At 32.6% G+C, this 18083-nt stretch carries 16 protein-coding genes; 15 read left to right on the top strand and 1 reads right to left on the bottom strand.

Annotation, left to right across the window (positions count from 1 at the left end):
- The first annotated feature begins 5 nt into the window (after positions 1 to 5).
- From LG651_RS09060 to LG651_RS09010, 11 genes are all read left to right on the top strand, one after another.
- Positions 6 to 923, top strand: a complete 918-nt coding sequence (locus tag LG651_RS09060; RefSeq protein WP_226695815.1) for a geranylgeranylglycerol-phosphate geranylgeranyltransferase — start codon at positions 6 to 8, stop codon at positions 921 to 923.
- On the top strand, positions 923 to 1513 hold the full coding sequence (locus tag LG651_RS09055) for a Maf-like protein (protein ID WP_226695814.1): 591 nt from the start codon (positions 923 to 925) through the stop codon (positions 1511 to 1513). The genes LG651_RS09060 and LG651_RS09055 overlap by 1 nt, the downstream gene beginning before the upstream one ends.
- Before the next feature lie 26 nt (positions 1514 to 1539).
- Complete coding sequence (locus tag LG651_RS09050; protein WP_226695813.1) at positions 1540 to 2478, top strand: septum formation inhibitor Maf; 939 nt, start codon at positions 1540 to 1542, stop codon at positions 2476 to 2478.
- A 10-nt stretch (positions 2479 to 2488) separates the two neighbouring features.
- The gene (locus LG651_RS09045; RefSeq protein WP_226695812.1) at positions 2489 to 3028 is read left to right on the top strand and encodes a mechanosensitive ion channel domain-containing protein; all 540 of its coding nucleotides are present in this window, start codon (positions 2489 to 2491) and stop codon (positions 3026 to 3028) included.
- 23 nt (positions 3029 to 3051) lie between these two features.
- Positions 3052 to 4128, top strand: coding sequence for a magnesium/cobalt transporter CorA (gene corA, locus LG651_RS09040; RefSeq protein ID WP_226695811.1), 1077 nt, complete (start codon positions 3052 to 3054; stop codon positions 4126 to 4128).
- 82 nt (positions 4129 to 4210) lie between these two features.
- Positions 4211 to 4678 (top strand): hypothetical protein, encoded by a 468-nt coding sequence (locus tag LG651_RS09035; protein ID WP_226695810.1) that lies wholly within the window; start codon positions 4211 to 4213, stop codon positions 4676 to 4678.
- 93 nt (positions 4679 to 4771) lie between these two features.
- Positions 4772 to 7297 (top strand): PIG-L family deacetylase, encoded by a 2526-nt coding sequence (locus LG651_RS09030; protein ID WP_226695809.1) that lies wholly within the window; start codon positions 4772 to 4774, stop codon positions 7295 to 7297.
- A gap of 118 nt (positions 7298 to 7415) precedes the next feature.
- Positions 7416 to 9221, top strand: a complete 1806-nt coding sequence (locus LG651_RS09025; protein ID WP_226695808.1) for a sodium:solute symporter family transporter — start codon at positions 7416 to 7418, stop codon at positions 9219 to 9221.
- Positions 9205 to 10191 carry a Gfo/Idh/MocA family protein gene (locus LG651_RS09020; protein WP_226695807.1) on the top strand — a complete coding sequence of 329 codons (987 nt, stop codon included), beginning with the start codon at positions 9205 to 9207 and terminating at the stop codon, positions 10189 to 10191. Before LG651_RS09025 ends, LG651_RS09020 begins: the two co-directional genes overlap by 17 nt.
- 137 nt (positions 10192 to 10328) lie before the next feature.
- The gene (locus LG651_RS09015) at positions 10329 to 10556 is read left to right on the top strand and encodes a hypothetical protein (RefSeq protein ID WP_226695806.1); all 228 of its coding nucleotides are present in this window, start codon (positions 10329 to 10331) and stop codon (positions 10554 to 10556) included.
- Complete coding sequence (locus tag LG651_RS09010) at positions 10547 to 10840, top strand: type II toxin-antitoxin system RelE/ParE family toxin (protein ID WP_226695805.1); 294 nt, start codon at positions 10547 to 10549, stop codon at positions 10838 to 10840. Before LG651_RS09015 ends, LG651_RS09010 begins: the two co-directional genes overlap by 10 nt.
- Positions 10841 to 10969: 129 nt before the next feature.
- Here LG651_RS09010 and LG651_RS09005 read toward each other — a convergent pair whose 3' ends face one another.
- Positions 10970 to 12517, bottom strand: a complete 1548-nt coding sequence (locus LG651_RS09005) for an NAD(P)H-hydrate dehydratase (protein WP_226695804.1) — start codon at positions 12515 to 12517, stop codon at positions 10970 to 10972.
- A gap of 336 nt (positions 12518 to 12853) precedes the next feature.
- Here LG651_RS09005 and thrA point away from each other — a divergent pair, with 336 nt between their 5' ends.
- The 4 genes from thrA (at position 12854) to thrC (ending at position 18077) form a co-directional block, all read left to right on the top strand.
- Positions 12854 to 15298 (top strand): bifunctional aspartate kinase/homoserine dehydrogenase I, encoded by a 2445-nt coding sequence (gene thrA, locus LG651_RS09000; protein WP_226695803.1) that lies wholly within the window; start codon positions 12854 to 12856, stop codon positions 15296 to 15298.
- Positions 15299 to 15372: 74 nt separating this feature from the next.
- Positions 15373 to 16293 carry a homoserine kinase gene (locus LG651_RS08995; protein WP_226696043.1) on the top strand — a complete coding sequence of 307 codons (921 nt, stop codon included), beginning with the start codon at positions 15373 to 15375 and terminating at the stop codon, positions 16291 to 16293.
- A gap of 50 nt (positions 16294 to 16343) precedes the next feature.
- Positions 16344 to 16700 carry a four helix bundle protein gene (locus LG651_RS08990; protein ID WP_226695802.1) on the top strand — a complete coding sequence of 119 codons (357 nt, stop codon included), beginning with the start codon at positions 16344 to 16346 and terminating at the stop codon, positions 16698 to 16700.
- A gap of 84 nt (positions 16701 to 16784) precedes the next feature.
- Positions 16785 to 18077 carry a threonine synthase gene (thrC, locus tag LG651_RS08985; protein ID WP_226695801.1) on the top strand — a complete coding sequence of 431 codons (1293 nt, stop codon included), beginning with the start codon at positions 16785 to 16787 and terminating at the stop codon, positions 18075 to 18077.
- Positions 18078 to 18083 lie beyond the last annotated feature (6 nt).

Raw genomic sequence — 18083 nt, 5'->3', positions numbered from 1 at the left:
TGTTATTGGTTGCATTTTTTAAACTTATCCGTTATAAAAACTTATTAATAATTGTATTATCGCAATTATTAGTAAAATATGCTCTTTTAGAGGCTTTTGGTGTGCAAACAAGTCTCAATATTTTTCAATTTTCAATTTTAATTTTAGCTACCGTTTGTATTGCTGCGGCAGGCAATATAATTAACGACATTTACGATGTTGAAACCGATTTAATTAACAAACCAAACAAAGTTATAATTGGTAAACTTATACCAGAAAATGTGGCTTTTAACGCCTTTATTATTTTAAATGTTATTGGCGTTGTTTGCGGGTTTTATGTGTCGAATATTATTGATAAACCTGCTTTCTTTTCAATATTTATAATAGTTTCGGTTTTACTTTATGTGTATGCTAATTACTTAAAACGCTATGCATTAATTGGCAATATGGTAATTTCTGCATTAGTTGGTTTTAGCATTTTAATTGTTGGTGTTTTTGAGCTAATACCCAGTTTAACTCTAGACAACAGAACTATTCAGCTTACTTTTTTTAAGTTAATTTTTAATTATTCTGCATTTGCATTCTGCATTAATTTACTTCGAGAAATTGCAAAAGATTTAGAAGATTACGAAGGCGATTTAGAGGCTAATATGGCAACCTTACCTATCGTTTTTGGCCTTAAAAACACGAAAATACTTTTGGCAATTTTAAATTTTATTCCGCTAATTCTTATCATTATACATGTTATTAATCAGTTATACAAAAACACGATTGCGGTAATTTATTTTTTACTGTTTGTTATTGCGCCTTTATTATATATCGCCATTAAAACATATAGCTCTAACGATAAAAAGGCCTTTAAACATTTAAGCAATCTTTATAAAATAGTATTGGTTTTTGGGATGCTTTCCTTACTTTTATATAAGTATGAAATTTTAAACTAATGCTTTCAGAAAAACTTAAAAATCATAATATTATATTAGCTTCTGGCTCTCCAAGAAGACAACAATTTTTAAAAGACTTAGGCCTAAAATTCGAAATTCGATTAAAATCTATTAAAGAAGAATACCCGAACCGATTAACGCATTTTGAAATTAGTAATTATTTAGCCGAATTAAAAGCCTTAGCTTATAAACCCGAATTAAAGCCAAACGATATTTTAATAACCAGCGACACCATAGTTTGGCACAACAATAAAGCCTTGGGAAAACCTTACGATGCTGCTGAAGCCTTTAGTATTTTAAAAGCTCTGAGCAACAGTGCACACGAGGTCATAAGTTCTATTTGTGTAACATCCACAAGTTTTCAAAAAACTCTGTTCGATGTTACTAAAGTGACATTTAAAACTTTAACAGATGCCGAAATTAATTATTATATTAACACTTATAAACCTTTTGATAAAGCTGGCGCTTATGGCATACAAGAGTGGATTGGCCAAATTGCAGTAACCAAAATAGAAGGTTCGTATTTTAATGTAATGGGGTTACCTGTGCACCTTCTTTATAAAACGTTAAATGATTTAATTGAAGCTTAATTATTCGTAATTTTAAATAAAAAATTATGCTTTTCTCTTTAAATAAACATCAAAAATTGCTTTCAGGTTGTATTTTTCTTTTGGTTATTTTAACTGCTTGCAAATCTGAAAGTGAAAATACCGCAAAACTAGCGGCAGTTATAAATTCAAAAAAAACAACAGATTCTGTTAACAACATTACCAAACCAAAACAACCACTTTCAAAAGACTTTAAAACATATTGGTATGCCAGTGAAGCTGAAATTTCATCATATAAACTACAGCAATACCGCTATGGCCAACTTCGTGAAGGTACAGCCGTTTTAGTTTATGTAACTGAAGATTTTTTACCCAAAAAACAAGTAAAAGCAGATAATTACAGTAAAGAAAACACGCCTGTTTTAAAACTGAATGCGACTAAAAATTTTGTAACAGGAATTTACCCATATTCCATTATGCAAAGCACATTTTATCCTGTAGCAAACAATAAACATGCTTTAAAAGTTTCGGCATCTATTCAAGAATGGTGCGGACACGTGTACACGCAACTTAATAATAAAGATGATTTTGAAATTACCACACATTCATATTTTGAAACAGAAGCCGATAATACAACTACATTAACCAAAAATATTTTAGAAAACGAATTATGGGTACAACTTCGCGTAAACCCTAAATTATTACCAACAGGCGAATTGCAAATAATTCCATCGTTAGAAACCATTAGACTGCAGCATTTTACACTTAAAGCCTACAAAGCAAAAGCAACACTTGGTTCAGATTGGTATAAAATTGATTATCCGGAATTAAATCGCACATTAACCATAAATTTTAATGCAAAATTTCCGTTCGATATTGTGAGTTGGGAAGAAACCGTTAATAACAACGCCACCAAAGCCACCAAACTAAAAACAATAAAAACCGATTATTGGAACAAAAAAAGTATTGAAAACGAATCGCTTAGAGACTCTCTGCTTTTAAACTAATTACTATTACATGCTACTTGTTGAATATAAAAACGAACTCATAATTTCGGCTATTGTATTAGCTTCAATCATTTTAATAAAAATAATTGTAAGCTATGCTGTAACTAAAATTGCTAAAAAAAATGGTATTAATGATGCCAGAATTAGATTAATTCAGCGCTACTTTACGGTAACACTAATAATTATATTTGTTTTAATTGAAGGTGTAATTTTTATAAATTTTAAAGACTTAGCTTTCTTTTTCTCTTCTGTTTTTACAGTTATTGGTATTGCATTATTTGCCATCTGGTCTATTTTAAGCAACATTACATCTGGAATAATCATGTTTTTTAATTTTCCCTATAAAGTGGGCGATAAAATTAAAATTCATGATAGCGATTTCCCAGAGATTGTAATTATTGAAGATATTAGAGCATTTCAACTTATATTACGATTAGAAAACGGCGATTTAGTAACATATCCTAACAATCTTATGCTGCAAAAAGCGGTAACTTTAATTAAAAAAGACGCTATTGTAGAATTGCAGGAAGATGATAGTAACACCATTTGATTATTAAATAATATCAGCACTTTATGATTAAAAAGGCTAAGAAAGTTCGACATCTTTTTTCTAAAAAAAGCATTGGTCAAATCCCTGGAAGTGTTATTTATACCGGAAAAAAAACCGACCAAAAGCTTTTTATTGAATCTTTCGATTATAATAAAGAAAGCTGCATAGAAAAAGAACTCACAAATGTTGAAGAATGCTTTTCCTTTAAAGCAGGAACCATAACCTGGATAAATGTTAATGGTTTAAACCATGTAGATACAATTGAAAAAATTGGCGAGCATTATGAATTACATCCATTAGTTTTAGAAGATATTGTAAACACCTCGCAACGCCCAAAAATAGATGAATACGACGATTATATTTTTGTAGTGTTAAAAATGTTGTATTACGACGCGAACGACACGATAATTTCAGAACAGGTTAGCTTTATTCTTGGAGAAGATTATGTGCTTAGTTTTCAAGAAGCCGAAGGCGATGTATTCGATTCGGTAAGAGATCGTTTACGCCATGCCAAAGGTCGCATTCGAAACATGCAGTCCGATTACCTACTTTACACATTAATGGATGCCATTGTCGATCATTATTTTAGCGTTATTGAAGTTTTAGGCAATAAAATTGAAGATTTTGAAAGCGATATTTTTTCAGGAAACGTGCAAGACGACACTAGCCAGAATATTCAAAATTTAAAACGAGAAATTTTAAGAGTGCGTCGCGCCATGTTTCCTTTGCGTGAAATTTTAAATCGCATCGAAAAAAACGAGAACACCTTAATTAAACCAAAAACAATTACCTATTACCGCGATATTTACGATCATTTAATTCAAGTTTCCGAAAACATTGAAATTTATCGCGAAATGGTTTGGAGTTTAATGGATATGTACATGACAACCATTAGCAATAAAATGAACGAAGTTATGAAAGTACTTACCATAATGGCTTCTATTTTTATTCCGCTTACTTTTATTGCTGGCATTTACGGTATGAATTTTCAATACATTCCGGAATTACATTATAAAAACGGCTATTTTGTAGTTTGGGGCGTAATGATTGCTATATTTTTAGGTATGATGTATTATTTTAAACGTAAAAAGTGGTTGTAAAATTTTAACTGTCATTTTTTCATTTGGTATATTTTTTGAAAATGAATTCTTAAAAATTTGTTTAATTTAAAATGTACAAATAATGAAAACACTTAAAGTTATTCCGATTTTATTTTTACTATGCAATAGCTGTTCTTCACAAGAAAAACAGCAAAATAAAACAGATTCCCACCTTAAGCCCAACGAAAACGTACAAGTAAATAAGGAGTATGATGAATTTGGTAATTTAATTAAATACGATTCTATTTATTCTTATAGCTATTCTTCTGGTAATAAAATTAATGATAGCCTTAAACTTCAATTTCAACAACATTTTAAAAATCATTCTATTTTTAGCGATTCATTTTTCGATGATTTTTTTAAAACCGATTCCATAAATGGAAGTTTTAATCATAAAAACTTCTTTTTTGATGGTTTTACCAATCAAGACCAACAAATAAAAAGCATGATGAAACGTATGGACTCTATTCAACAATTATTCTTTAACAAAAATCAACCTTTAATACCCGCAGAGCCAGAGGAAAAAAATATAAACTATAAACGTATTTAATAATTAATGTTTTAAATCGTTAAAGAAATTTTAAAACCAGCTATTCTGCTGGTTTCTTTTTTATATTTGATAGCTATCAAACCAATCAACATTATGCGCAAGCTTATTTTATTAAGTATAATTTTAATGTTTTCGAGCTATAAAATCCATGCTCAAAAACCAGCAAAACCTACATCTTCAAACATTTACGAAGCCATACAAAAACTTAATTTTTTAGGTTCGGTTTTATATATTGCAGCGCATCCAGACGACGAAAACACGGCGTTAATTGCCTACATGGCAAATCACGAAAAAGCCCGCACTGCTTACCTTTCGTTAACGCGTGGCGATGGCGGACAAAACTTAATAGGACCAGAAATTCGCGAACTTTTAGGTGTTATGCGTACACAAGAACTTTTAGCAGCACGCCGTGTAGATGGCGGCGAACAACTATTTACTCGCGCTAACGATTTTGGCTACTCAAAACACCCAGACGAGACCTTAGAAATTTGGGATAAAAACCAAGTTTTAAGTGATGTGGTTTTAGCCATACGAAAATTTAAACCCGATGTAATAATTAACCGTTTCGACCACAGAACACCCGGAACTACCCATGGCCATCACACTAGTTCTGCCATGTTAAGTGTTGAGGCTTTCGATTTAGCTGGCAATGCTTCGGCATTTTCAAACTTAAACAATATTGTAAGTCCGTGGCAACCTAAACGCTTGTTTTACAACACCAGTTGGTGGCGTTATGGCAGTCGCGAAGCATTCGATAAAGTTGATAAAAGCAATATGTTGGCTCTCGATGTTGGTGTTTATTATCCGCATAAAGGCTTATCTAACAACGAAATTGCAGCCATTTCTAGGAGTCAGCACCTATGTCAAGGTTTCGGTCGTCTTTCTAGCCGAGGAAGCAGTAAAGACTATATCGAATTTTTAAAAGGAGAACCTTTACAGGGCTCAAATTCTATTTTTGAAGGCATTGATACGTCATGGAATCGTATAAAAGGTGGCGAAGCTATTGGAGCTATTTTATATGAAGTTGAAAATAACTTCAATTTCAGCAATCCTTCTATGCATTTACCGCAACTTGTTCAAGCTTATAAACTACTTCAAAACATTGAAGATAAACATTGGAAAAACCTTAAAACTAAAGCCTTAAAGGATATTATACAAATGTGTGCTGGCTTGTATTTAGAGGCTTCAGCAGACACCCATTGGGCAACTCCAAACGGTTTGGTTACAATAAATTTAGAAGTTTTAAACCGAAGCAATACACCAATAACTTTAGTTAGTATAAAAAAGGATAATGCAGTAAGCATTTCAAAAGATATTCAGCTTAAAAACAATATAGCATACACTTTTAAAGAGGTTTTAAAAATAAACGAGAATCGAGAACCAACAACACCCTATTGGCTCACCGAAAATGGTACTTTAGGCATGTATAAAGTAAACGATAAAAACCTTATTGGCTTACCCGAAACGCCTCGTGTTTACAACGTAGATTTTAATTTATTAATTGAAAACACACCAATTACCATTACAAAACCGGTAATTCAACGTTATGCAAAACCCGATAAAGGTGAATTATACCGACCTTTCGAAATTATTCCTGAAGCTTCAGTAAAAATACCTGAAAAAGTAATTATTTTCAATACTTCCAATCAAAAGGAAATTCCCGTAGTTGTAAAAGCAGGCACGAATAATATTGATGGCTATTTAGAACTTAATCATCCAGAAGGTTGGAGCGTTTACCCGAAAAAGCAAAACGTTTCAATTCAAAATAAAGATGAAGAACAAACACTTGTTTTTACGGTAATTCCCCCAGAAAATCAACACGAAGGTTATATTTCGCCTGCGCTTCATTTAAATAATAAAACCTTTAGTAAAGAACTTATAGAAATTAACTACGATCATATTCCTAACCAAACCGTTTTATTACCAAGCGAAAGCAAAGTAGTAAGATTAGACATAAAAAAACGTGGTGAAAACATTGCTTATATTGAAGGCTCTGGCGATGTGGTACCTGAAAGTTTACAACAAATTGGCTATCATGTTCGTATTTTAAAATCCAATGAAATTACAACTGAAACTTTAAGTAATTTCGATGCCGTTATAGTTGGTATTAGAGCTTACAATACCCTTGAGGATTTAAAATTTAAGCAGGAAACCCTATTTAATTTTGTTGAAAACGGAGGAAATATGATTGTGCAATACAACACAAGTCATCGTTTAAAAACCGACCATATTGCACCTTATAATTTAGAGCTTTCAAGAGATCGTGTAACCGACGAAAATGCCGAAGTTAAATTTTTAGAACCTAATCACGACATATTAAATACACCTAACAAAATTACAGCAAAAGATTTTGAAGGTTGGACTCAAGAGCGCGGTTTGTATTTTCCTAATAAATGGGACAAGGCCTTTACTCCTATTTTATCCATGCACGATAAAAAAGAATCGGCTAAAAAAGGAAGTTTACTGGTAGCAAAACATGGCAAAGGCTATTACATGTATACAGGTTTAAGCTTTTTTAGAGAGTTTCCCGAAGGTGTTTCGGGAGCTTATCGCCTATTCGCGAACATGCTTTCTCTAGGAAAAGACAATCTTGAAAACAATAGCAAACTAAACGACTAATGACCCCAGAAAACGAAAACAACACCAAACAACCTTGGTTAAAATTATACTCCATAGTTTTAATCGCTAATTTGGCATATCTTGTTATTTTTTACTTAATCATGCGAGCTTTTTAATTATGCATAGTTTAAATTGGATAGATTGGGCAGTTCTTATTGTAACCTTATTAACTATTGTTGGTTATGGTACTTGGAAAACCCGCGGAAGCAAAAGCGTGCAAGATTATGTAAAAGGCGGTAACAGCACGCAGTGGTGGACTATTGGTTTATCGGTTATGGCAACACAAGCCAGTGCCATTACATTTTTATCAACTACCGGTCAAGCCTTTTCCGATGGTATGGGATTTGTACAATTTTACTTTGGTTTACCTATTGCCATGGTAATTATTTGTTTGGTTTTTATTCCACTATATCATCGCTTAAAAGTTTATACGGCTTACGAATTTCTTGAAGACCGTTTCGATTTAAAAACCAGAACGTTAACAGCAACTTTATTTTTAATACAACGCGGTTTAGCTGCTGGTATTACCATTTTTGCTCCTGCCATTATTTTATCGATTGTTTTAGGTTGGAACATAGTAACACTTAACATTATTATTGGTGTTTTAGTAATTATTTACACCGTTTCTGGAGGCACAAAAGCTGTTACCGTAACCCAAAAGCAGCAAATGTTTGTCATTTTCGCTGGCATGCTCGCTGCTTTGTTTATTATTTTAAACTTAATTCCAGACGATGTTTCGTTTACCGATGCGCTTGAAATTGCAGGTGCAAATAATCGTATGGAAATACTCGATTTTTCGTTCGATTTAGAAAACAGATATACCGTTTGGACCGGTTTAATTGGTGGTACATTTTTAATGCTCTCTTATTTTGGTACCGACCAAAGCCAGGTGCAACGTTATTTATCTGGAAAGAATAAAAAAGAAATGCAGATGGGATTAATTTTTAACGGTTTACTAAAAGTGCCTATGCAATTTTTTATTCTTTTAGTTGGCGTTATGGTATTTGTGTTTTATCAATTTAACCCGTCGCCATTAAATTTTATTGATACTTCAACCAAAAAAGTATTGGCTTCGGAATATGCTTCGGAATACAAAAGCCTTCAACAACAACAACATGAATTATTTAATCAGAAAAAAAGTTTAAGTATTGCTTATGCTGAAAAAAAATCGGAAGCAACTAAACAACAATTAAATAAATTAGATAGTATTGACAAAACCTACCGTTTACATTCTAAATTTTTAATAAAGCAAGCGGTAGATACTAGTTATGCTAGGCAATACCAAAAGCTTGCATCAGAATTAAATGCATTAAATAAAAATTCTGAAGCTTATAAAACTAAAAAAGAAGCATTATCCACATTCTATAAAGCCTCTGCAAAAGACACCCAAACCAACGACAGAGATTATATGTTTATCACCTTTATTTTAATCTATTTACCTAAAGGATTGATCGGTTTGCTGTTAGCCGTAATTTTAAGTGCTGCCATGTCGTCAACTGCATCCGAGGTTAATGCCTTGGCTACAATAACATCTATAGATTTATACGGCAGAAATTACAAAGGTGAAAAAGATGAAAAGCACATGGTAAAAATGACCAAAATTTTCACTTTAGTTTGGGGTGTTGTTGCCATAATTATTGCTTGTTTTGCAAATCTTGCCGAAAATTTAATACAACTGGTAAATATTATCGGGTCGATTTTTTACGGTAATGTTTTAGGAATATTTTTACTGGCCTTTTTTACAAAATTTATAAAAGCAAATGCCGTTTTTACCGCCGCAATTATTACTCAAATAATAGTAATTGTCGGTTGGTGGTTTAACTGGATGCCTTATTTATGGCTTAATTTATTCGGCTGTGTATTGGTCATGTGTATTGCATATTTAATTCAAAAACTAAACACGAAAGATGTTGAAACAAGATAAAAAAGTTATTAAATGGGGCATTATTGGCTTAGGAAATATAGCCCATAAATTTGCCAAAGATTTACTTACAATTCCCGATGCCGAATTATATGCTGTGGCTTCTAGAACTCAAGAAAAAGCCGATGATTTTGCTAATACATACCAAGCGAAAAAAGCCTATGCAAGCTATGAAGATTTAGCAAACGACAGTAATATTGATGCTGTTTACATTGCCACACCACACGTGTTCCATAAGGAAAATACCATAATGTGCTTACAAAAAGGAATTGCCGTTTTATGCGAAAAGCCTTTTGCCATGAATGCCAACGAAGTTGAAGATATGATTACCTGTGCAAAGGAAAACAACACCTTGCTCATGGAAGCACTTTGGACAGCATTTTTACCGCATTATCAATTCGTGTTAAACGAAATAAAAAACGAGACTCACGGAAAGTTGTTAAACCTGAAAGCCGATTTTGGCTTTTCAAGACCATTTGATGAAAGCAAACGTTTATTTGGTAAAAACCTTGGTGGCGGAAGCCTTTTAGATATTGGCATTTACCCTATTTTTGTGGCACTATCAACTTTAGGAATACCGGAACATATTAACGCCGATGCTACCTTTTTTGAAAATGAAGTAGATGCTTCATGCACTATGACTTTTAATTATAAAAATGGTGTTGAAGCACAGTTAAAAAGCTCTATTAAAGAAGTTTTACCCACAGAAGCTATTTTTACCTTTGAAGATGCTTCTATAAAAATAAACACCATGTTTCATCAACCGTCAACGGTAACCATTACAAAAAACGGCGTTGAAGAAACAAAAGATTTTGGTTATACAACCATTGGTTATAACTTCGAAACTATTCATTTTAATGACCTAATAAAATCTGGAAAAACCGAAAGCGACATAATGACTTTCGATTTTAGCAGAAAATTAATTGCATTACTCGACGAAGTTTCGAATATAATTGGCCTCAAGTATTCTTAAATTTAGTTGGCTTTAATGCTGGAAGACATCGAAAATCATCAAATTTCAAGTCCAAACTTAAAAATATTATTATCTAAATAATTCGAAATAAAGTTTGTAGATAAAAAACTATCTTTGTTATAATAAAAGTTAGGATTATGAGTATAGAGACTACAAAACTAGAATTAATGCATCTTTTACTTCAAACACAGAAAGAAAGCATTTTAAAAAAAATCAAATCTGTTTTTGAGGAAGAGCAAGTGGATTGGTGGAGTGAAATGTCTAAAAAGGAACAAGAAGAAATCAAGACTGGTTTGGTGCAAGCTGATAATGAGGAATATAAAGCTAATGAAACAGTTATGAAACGATTTGAAAAATGGCATTGAAAATCGTTTGGACACCACAAGCTGAAAATGGATTAGACAAGGTTTTAGATTATTTAGAGAAAGAATGGACTATAATGGAAATTCTGAATTTAGAACAGAATATTAATGACCTTTTAACTCGAATAAGCAAATATCCTACAATTTATCCTCAAACTGGAAAGTATAATAATGTTCACAAAGGATTGGTTGACAAAAACAATTATATAATCTACAGAATTCAACCAAAAAAGGAATTAATTGAAATCATTAACTTTAGAGGAACGAAACAAAAACCGATAAAATAAAAGCACTTGAAGCCACCAATTTGCTTTGTTCTTCCCTACTTGCGAATATTCCTGCGGAATATTCATGATTTCGTAAATGTTTGCTAACTCAATTGCTTATCAACGCAACTAACCATATACAAATACGTTTTATTCTGGAGTTTGTTGAGCCGCTTCTTGATGCTCTGGTTGCGCAAATAAATCAATAATTGCTTTACCGATGTTATTTATAACGTCGCTAGCTAAAAGACTTTCATATCCAGAATCTTCAACAGCTATATCGGCCGCTTTTCCGTGTAAATATACTCCAAAAATAGTAGCACTTAACGGATGATAACCTTGTGAAATTAATCCTGTAATAATTCCTGTTAAAACATCGCCACTACCGGCAGTTGCTAATCCAGGATTTCCTGTTGTGTTTATATACTGCTTATTATTAAAAATAGTAATGGTATTTGCGCCTTTAATTACTAAAATAACGTTGTGTTTTTCGGCGAAAGCTTTGGCTTTATCTAACTTTTCAAAATCGTTTGCCCACGATCCAATTAATCGTTCTAATTCTTTGGGATGTGGTGTTAAAACAGATTCTGGCGGTAATAATTCTAATAAATTTTGGTTTTTAGCTAAAATATTTAAGCCATCAGCGTCAATAACTAATGGTGTTTTATTTATTATTAAAAAGGCTTCAAACGCTTTTACTGTTTCTGTGTTTTGTCCTACGCCTACTCCAAATGCAATTACGGTTGGCTCAATATCAAAATCAATATTCGAAATTATATTTTCACTTTCATCCGTAATTACCATAGCTTCAGGAAAAGCTGTTTGTAAAACTTGATAACCACATTTTGGCAGATAAGTCGTTACTAAACCTGCTCCAGTTGTTAAAGCTGCTTTACTTGCCAAAGTAACAGCGCCTATTTTGCCGTAACTACCTCCTATTATTAAACTGTGCCCAAATAGGCCTTTATGCGAAAATTTATCGCGCGGTCTGTAGTTAGGCAACACTTCATATTTGCTGATAAGTTCGGTATCAGTTTGGGTGGTAAGTGTATATTCTTGATCTAAACCAATATCTAAAATTTCCCATTGTACAGTGTATTTAGCTGTTTCTGGTAAAAAGAATACTAATTTTGGGGATGCAAAACTAAGTGTAAAACCGGCATAAACTACAGCGTCTTCATCTTCAACAGGTTTATCCACAAATAAGCCAGAAGGAATATCGATAGACAACGTAAACGCTTTACTTGCTTTAAAATGCATAAATAAAGTTTTTACCCAATTTATAACTGGGCGGTTTAAACCAATACCAAAAACGGCATCGACAATAATATCGTTCGGGTTAATTTCTGGTAAACTTTCAGCATCAGTTAAAAGTAAAGGCCACTCTTTTGTAGTGTTTTTAATTCGCTCATAATTCATTAAAAAGTCTTTCGATCGTTTATCACTATAATTAATAATGTAGGTTTTTACATTATAACCATCTAAAATTAAATGTCGAGCTAAAACTAAACCATCACCTCCATTATTTCCAATACCACAAAATATGTGAATTGGCACTTGGGCGCCTTGCATTCTGGCATGCATCCAATTAAAAATTTGAGTGCCTGCACGTTCCATTAAATCGGTTGATGAAATATTTTGTCTTTCAGCGGTTAAACGATCGCCTTCGTATATCTGTTTTTTAGAGAAAATCTTCATTTAGGTATTATCAATTTTTCAGTTCAAAATAATTTTCGTTAAAAATATTAAACGAAATTAACTTCAATATAAGAATACATTAAAAAAAAGTATTTAATTTTTTTATTAAGCTAAAAGTAATACTTTTGAGCTGTATAATTAATACAATGAATCATTTAAGCCAAAATACAGCTATTTCTACTCCTTTTACTTCTACAAAAGGAACATTTACTATTGGTTTAACTATAATTACCACTACCCTTTGGGGTTGTTAATTATATATACTTCAAGCAGATTTTGTAATTTTTTTAATTACAACAGTTTTAATTTTATTTTTAATTATTCATTTAAAAAAACATGAAAGTTTTAAAATTTGGAGGAACATCTGTAGGTTCTTCAAAAAATATAAATAGTGTTATTAGTATTTTAGAAAATTATTCTAAAAACGAATCGGTAGTTTGTGTAGTTTCTGCTGTTGGTGGTATTACCGATAAATTATTACTTGCTGGTAAACAAGCACAAGATAAAGACGCTGCCTATAACGATACCTTTAATTTTATTTGTGATAAACATTTAGAGATTATTAATGAGTTAACGCCTTTAAAAGGACAAAGTATTATTGCTTTTGTTAATCAACGTTTAAACGAGTTAAAAAACTTATTAGATGGTATTTTTTTAATTAACGAATTATCTCCAAAAACATCGGATAAACTCGTTAGTTTTGGTGAAATTTTATCATCATACATTATTGGTGAAACTTTAGTAAAACGAGGTTTATCGGCATCTTGTAAAAACTCACAAGAATTAATTGTAACCAATTCAAACTTCACAAAAGCCGAAGTAGATTACGAGGTTACAAACAAAAATATATCCGATTATTTTTACTCAGCTTCTAGTAAAATAACCATTCTTCCTGGTTTTGTTGCTAAATCAAAAACAGGAGAACAAACTACACTTGGACGCGGTGGATCAGACTTTACTGCCGCTATTGTAGCATCGGCCTTAAAAGTGGACTCTTTAGAAATTTGGACCGATGTAAGTGGTATGTACACAACCAACCCTAAATTGGTTAAACATGCTTATCCAATCGAGAAAATTTCGTACCAAGAAGCTATGGAGCTATCTCATTTTGGAGCTAAGGTTTTATACCCGCCAACGGTGCAACCTGTTTTAGATTTAAATATTCCTATACATATAAAAAACACGTTAGACCCGGAAGCCGCGGGAACAATAATATCTAACGAAATTGTTAACACATCGCAACCTGTAAAGGGTATAAGTAATATTTCTAAAATCTCGTTATTAACCTTGCAAGGTAGCGGTATGATAGGTATTCCCGGTTTTTCTAAACGATTGTTTGAAACCTTATCGCAAGAGAAAATAAATGTGATTTTAATTACACAGGCATCTTCAGAACATTCCATTTGTTTAGGAATTAATGAAGCTGATGCTGTAAAAGCAAAAGTAGCTATAGATGATGCTTTTAGTAACGAAATTGCGCTTCATAAAATTGACCCCATAATAGTTGAAAACGAATTATCTATTGTTGCTTTAGTTGGCGATAACATGAAAAACCATCAAGGTATAAGTGGTAAAATGTTTAGCGCTCTAGGTAAAAACAATATAAACATACGTGCTATTGCTCAAGGTGCATCAGAGAAAAACATTTCTGTAGTTATTGCAGAAAAACATGTGAAAAAAGCGCTTAATACGTTACACGAACAATTTTTTGAAGCTAAAACAAAACAACTAAATGTATTTATTACAGGTGTTGGTAATGTTGGCGAAAAATTAGTTGAGCAAATTAAACAACAGCACAATTATTTAAAAAAGAATTTAAAAATTAATCTTCGTGTGGCGGGCTTATCGAATTCTAGAAAAATGATTTTTAACGAATCTGGAATCGATTTATCGAACTGGAAAGAACAACTTGCCAATGGCGAAAAAGCGTCATTACAAGGCTTTTTTGAAGGTACAAAAGCTTTAAACCTACGCAACAGTATTTTCGTAGATGTAACTGCAAATTATGATGTGGCTAAGCTTTACGAAAAATATTTACGCGAAAGTATTGGCGTTGTAGCTTGTAATAAAATTGCTTGTGCAAGTGATTTTGAAAACTACAAACTGCTAAAAACCTTATCGCTAAAATATAACGCACCTTATTTGTTTGAAACTAATGTTGGCGCAGGTTTACCAATAATAGACACTTTAAACAATTTAATCGCTTCTGGCGACCAAGTTACATCAATACACGCAGTACTTTCTGGAAGCTTAAACTTTGTATTCAATAATTTTAATGATAAAACCAAATTCTACGATGTTGTAAAACAAGCCGGAGATGAAGGTTATACAGAACCAGATCCACGAATTGATTTAAGCGGTGTAGACGTGGCTAGAAAAATTTTAATTCTTGCTCGCGAAAGTGGTGTTGAAATGAATTTAGAAGATATTAAAAACGATCCGTTCCTTTCTGAAGCTGGTTTAAAAAGCGACACCGTTGATGATTTTTATGAAACATTAATTGCAGACGAAGCACATTACCAAAGTTTATATGCTTCCGCGAAAGCGAATAACTGCCAATTAAAATATGTGGCACAATTTAACGAAGGAAAAGCGAGTGTTGGTTTACAAGAAATTCCAGAAGGACATCCGTTTTATAATTTAGAAGGTAGCGATAACATCGTGATGTTTTATACAAAACGCTACGCCAACCAACCTATGATAATTAAAGGTGCTGGTGCTGGTGCAGATGTAACTGCTTCTGGTTTGTTTGCAGATATTATAAGAATTGGAAATGATTAATTTTGAGTATGGAATTGCATAAACCAAGCGATATTTCTTGCTCTTGTGCCGCCGAAAATTATTTAATTGAAATGATGAATGAAATAAAGATTTTTTCACCAGCTACTGTCGCAAATGTGGCCTGCGGATTTGATGTTTTAGGCTTTTGCTTAGACAATGTTGGTGACGATATGGTAATACGCAAAGTAGATAAAAAGGGCATTAAAATTACCCATATTGAAGGTTTCGATTTGCCTTACGAAGCCGAACAAAACGTTGCTGGTGTTTCGGCATTAGCAATGTATGAAGCTCTGGATATAGATTTTGGTTTTGAAATTGAAATTTATAAAAATATAAAACCTGGTAGCGGTATTGGTAGTAGCGCTGCCAGTGCTGTGGGAAGTGTTTTTGGTATGAACGAACTTTTAGGAAGACCATTTAACAAAACCCAATTAACCGAATTTGCCATAAAAGGTGAAGCTTTAGCAAGTAAATGCGAACATGCCGATAACTTGGCTCCTGCCATGTTTGGTGGTTTTACTTTGGTTAAAGGAATCAAGCCATTACAAATTTTGGAAATTCCGAGTCCAGATGATTTGTTTGCAACTATTATTCATCCACAAATAGAAATAAAAACATCAGAATCTCGTGCTGTTTTACCAAAAGAAGTTTCGTTAAGCGATGCCATTTCGCAATGGTCTAACGTTGGAAGTTTAATTCATGCTTTGCATACCAGCGATTACGATTTAATTAAAGATTCGCTTCACGATGTTATTATAGAACCGCACAGAAGCAAACTTATTCCGCATTATCAAGAGGTTAAAAATAGCATGCTAAATGCTGGAGCCTTAGGCGCTTGTATTTCGGGTTCTGGCCCCTCAATTTTTTCACTTTGCAAAGGAGAAGAAACTGCAAAAAAGGTAGCAGAAGCCATTAAAAATGTATACAACTCTACTGGAATTGATTTTGATATTCACGTATCGAAAATTAATACAAAAGGAGTTAAAATTCTATAGTAATTTTGACAGATGACGGAAAAATGACCGAAGACTGAAGCATCAAAGTTATGAGTAAATTTAAGTTTGAAAAATTAATTATTTGGCAAAAAGCAATGGATTATGGCGAAACCATTTTTCAATTAGCTAAAAATTTTCCAGATATTGAAAAATTTAATTTAACATCTCAAATTTGTAGAGCTGTCGATTCTATTGCGTTAAATATTTCCGAAGGTTCCATAGGTCAATCTAACCCTGAACAACGTAAATTTATAAATTATGCTATTAGATCTTTGGCTGAAGTTGTTGCTTGTTTACATAAAGCTAAAAGAAGAAATTACATTGAAATCTATAATTTTGAAATACTATATAACGAAGCATTTCATTTAATGAACATGATGCAAGCATTTAAAAGAAATATAAAATAAGACAAATAAATACTCCGATTTTTAATTAATCGTTTTTTCGGCTTCGGTCAACGATCAAAAAATCATCGGTCAACAAAATAATCCATGAACTACTATTCATTAAACCATAAAGCACCAAATACAACTTTTGAAAACGTCGTTGTTAAAGGCTTAGCGCCAGATAAAGGCTTATATTTTCCTGAAAGTATAACGCCATTACCAAAGGCATTTTTCGATAATATTGATGAACTTTCAAATTCTGAAATTGCTTTTACCGCAATAAAGCAGTTCGTTTCACCTGAAATTCCTGAGGATGTTTTAAAAACGATTGTTGAAGAAACATTATCCTTCGATTTCCCTGTGGTAAAACTAAACGATAACATTTCAACTTTAGAATTGTTTCACGGCCCAACTATGGCTTTTAAAGATGTTGGCGCACGTTTTATGGCACGATGCTTAGGTTATTTTAATAAAGATAACGATAACGAAGTAACGGTTCTAGTAGCAACATCAGGCGATACCGGAGGTGCTGTGGCCAACGGATTTTTAGGCGTAAAAGGTGTAAATGTTGTTATTCTCTACCCTAGCGGAAAAGTGAGCGACATTCAAGAAAAACAATTAACCACACTTGGGCAAAATATTAAAGCTTTAGAAGTTAATGGTACTTTCGATGATTGTCAGGCCATGGTTAAAACCGCTTTTTTAGATGAAAGCTTAACCAGCAAAATGCAATTAACCTCTGCAAACTCAATAAATGTGGCGCGTTGGTTACCACAATTATTCTATTTTATGTTTGCCTATAAGCAACTTCATAAAAAATATAACGATATTGTTTTTTCTGTACCAAGCGGAAATTTTGGTAACATTTGTGCAGGAATGATGGCACAGCAATTAGGGTTACCAATTAAACATTTTGTAGCATCAAACAATGCAAATAACGTGGTTACACGTTACTTAATTTCACAATTGTATGAGCCTAAACCATCGGTACAAACTATTAGTAACGCTATGGATGTTGGTGCGCCAAGTAATTTTATCCGTATTGAAGAAATTTATAAAAATAACTTCGAGGCTTTAAAAGAAAACTTATCGTCTTACAGTTTTACAGATGAAGAAACTAAAGCTGCGCTATTAGAAATTTATAAAAACTACGGTTATGTTGCCGATCCGCATGGCGCTGTTGGTTATTTAGGTTGTAAAAATTATCTAAAAGAAAACCCAGAAGCGCATTGCGTGTTTTTAGAAACGGCACATCCTACTAAATTTTTAGATGTAGTTGAAGAGGTTATAAAAGAAGAACAGCCTTTACCAGAGCAAATAAAAAGTGTTATGGGTAAAGAAAAAGAAGCAACAGTTATTTCTACTTACGAAGATTTAAAGCAGTTTTTATTAAACTAATTTTAA

It is taken from the genome of Neotamlana sargassicola (assembly GCF_020523965.1).
In the GTDB taxonomy this organism is placed as follows: domain Bacteria; phylum Bacteroidota; class Bacteroidia; order Flavobacteriales; family Flavobacteriaceae; genus Neotamlana; species Neotamlana sargassicola.
This window is presented reverse-complemented; position numbering and strand designations above follow the sequence as displayed.

Coding starts and splice junctions, on each gene's coding strand:
- LG651_RS09055 (WP_226695814.1), top strand. CDS start 923: ATGCTTTCAGAAAAACTTAAAAATCATAATATTATATTAGCTTCTGGC.
- LG651_RS09050 (WP_226695813.1), top strand. CDS start 1,540: ATGCTTTTCTCTTTAAATAAACATCAAAAATTGCTTTCAGGTTGTATT.
- LG651_RS09045 (WP_226695812.1), top strand. CDS start 2,489: ATGCTACTTGTTGAATATAAAAACGAACTCATAATTTCGGCTATTGTA.
- corA (WP_226695811.1), top strand. CDS start 3,052: ATGATTAAAAAGGCTAAGAAAGTTCGACATCTTTTTTCTAAAAAAAGC.
- LG651_RS09035 (WP_226695810.1), top strand. CDS start 4,211: ATGAAAACACTTAAAGTTATTCCGATTTTATTTTTACTATGCAATAGC.
- LG651_RS09030 (WP_226695809.1), top strand. CDS start 4,772: ATGCGCAAGCTTATTTTATTAAGTATAATTTTAATGTTTTCGAGCTAT.
- LG651_RS09025 (WP_226695808.1), top strand. CDS start 7,416: ATGCATAGTTTAAATTGGATAGATTGGGCAGTTCTTATTGTAACCTTA.
- LG651_RS09020 (WP_226695807.1), top strand. CDS start 9,205: ATGTTGAAACAAGATAAAAAAGTTATTAAATGGGGCATTATTGGCTTA.
- LG651_RS09015 (WP_226695806.1), top strand. CDS start 10,329: ATGAGTATAGAGACTACAAAACTAGAATTAATGCATCTTTTACTTCAA.
- LG651_RS09010 (WP_226695805.1), top strand. CDS start 10,547: ATGGCATTGAAAATCGTTTGGACACCACAAGCTGAAAATGGATTAGAC.
- LG651_RS09005 (WP_226695804.1), bottom strand. CDS start 12,517: ATGAAGATTTTCTCTAAAAAACAGATATACGAAGGCGATCGTTTAACC.
- thrA (WP_226695803.1), top strand. CDS start 12,854: ATGAAAGTTTTAAAATTTGGAGGAACATCTGTAGGTTCTTCAAAAAAT.
- LG651_RS08995 (WP_226696043.1), top strand. CDS start 15,373: ATGAATGAAATAAAGATTTTTTCACCAGCTACTGTCGCAAATGTGGCC.
- LG651_RS08990 (WP_226695802.1), top strand. CDS start 16,344: ATGAGTAAATTTAAGTTTGAAAAATTAATTATTTGGCAAAAAGCAATG.
- thrC (WP_226695801.1), top strand. CDS start 16,785: ATGAACTACTATTCATTAAACCATAAAGCACCAAATACAACTTTTGAA.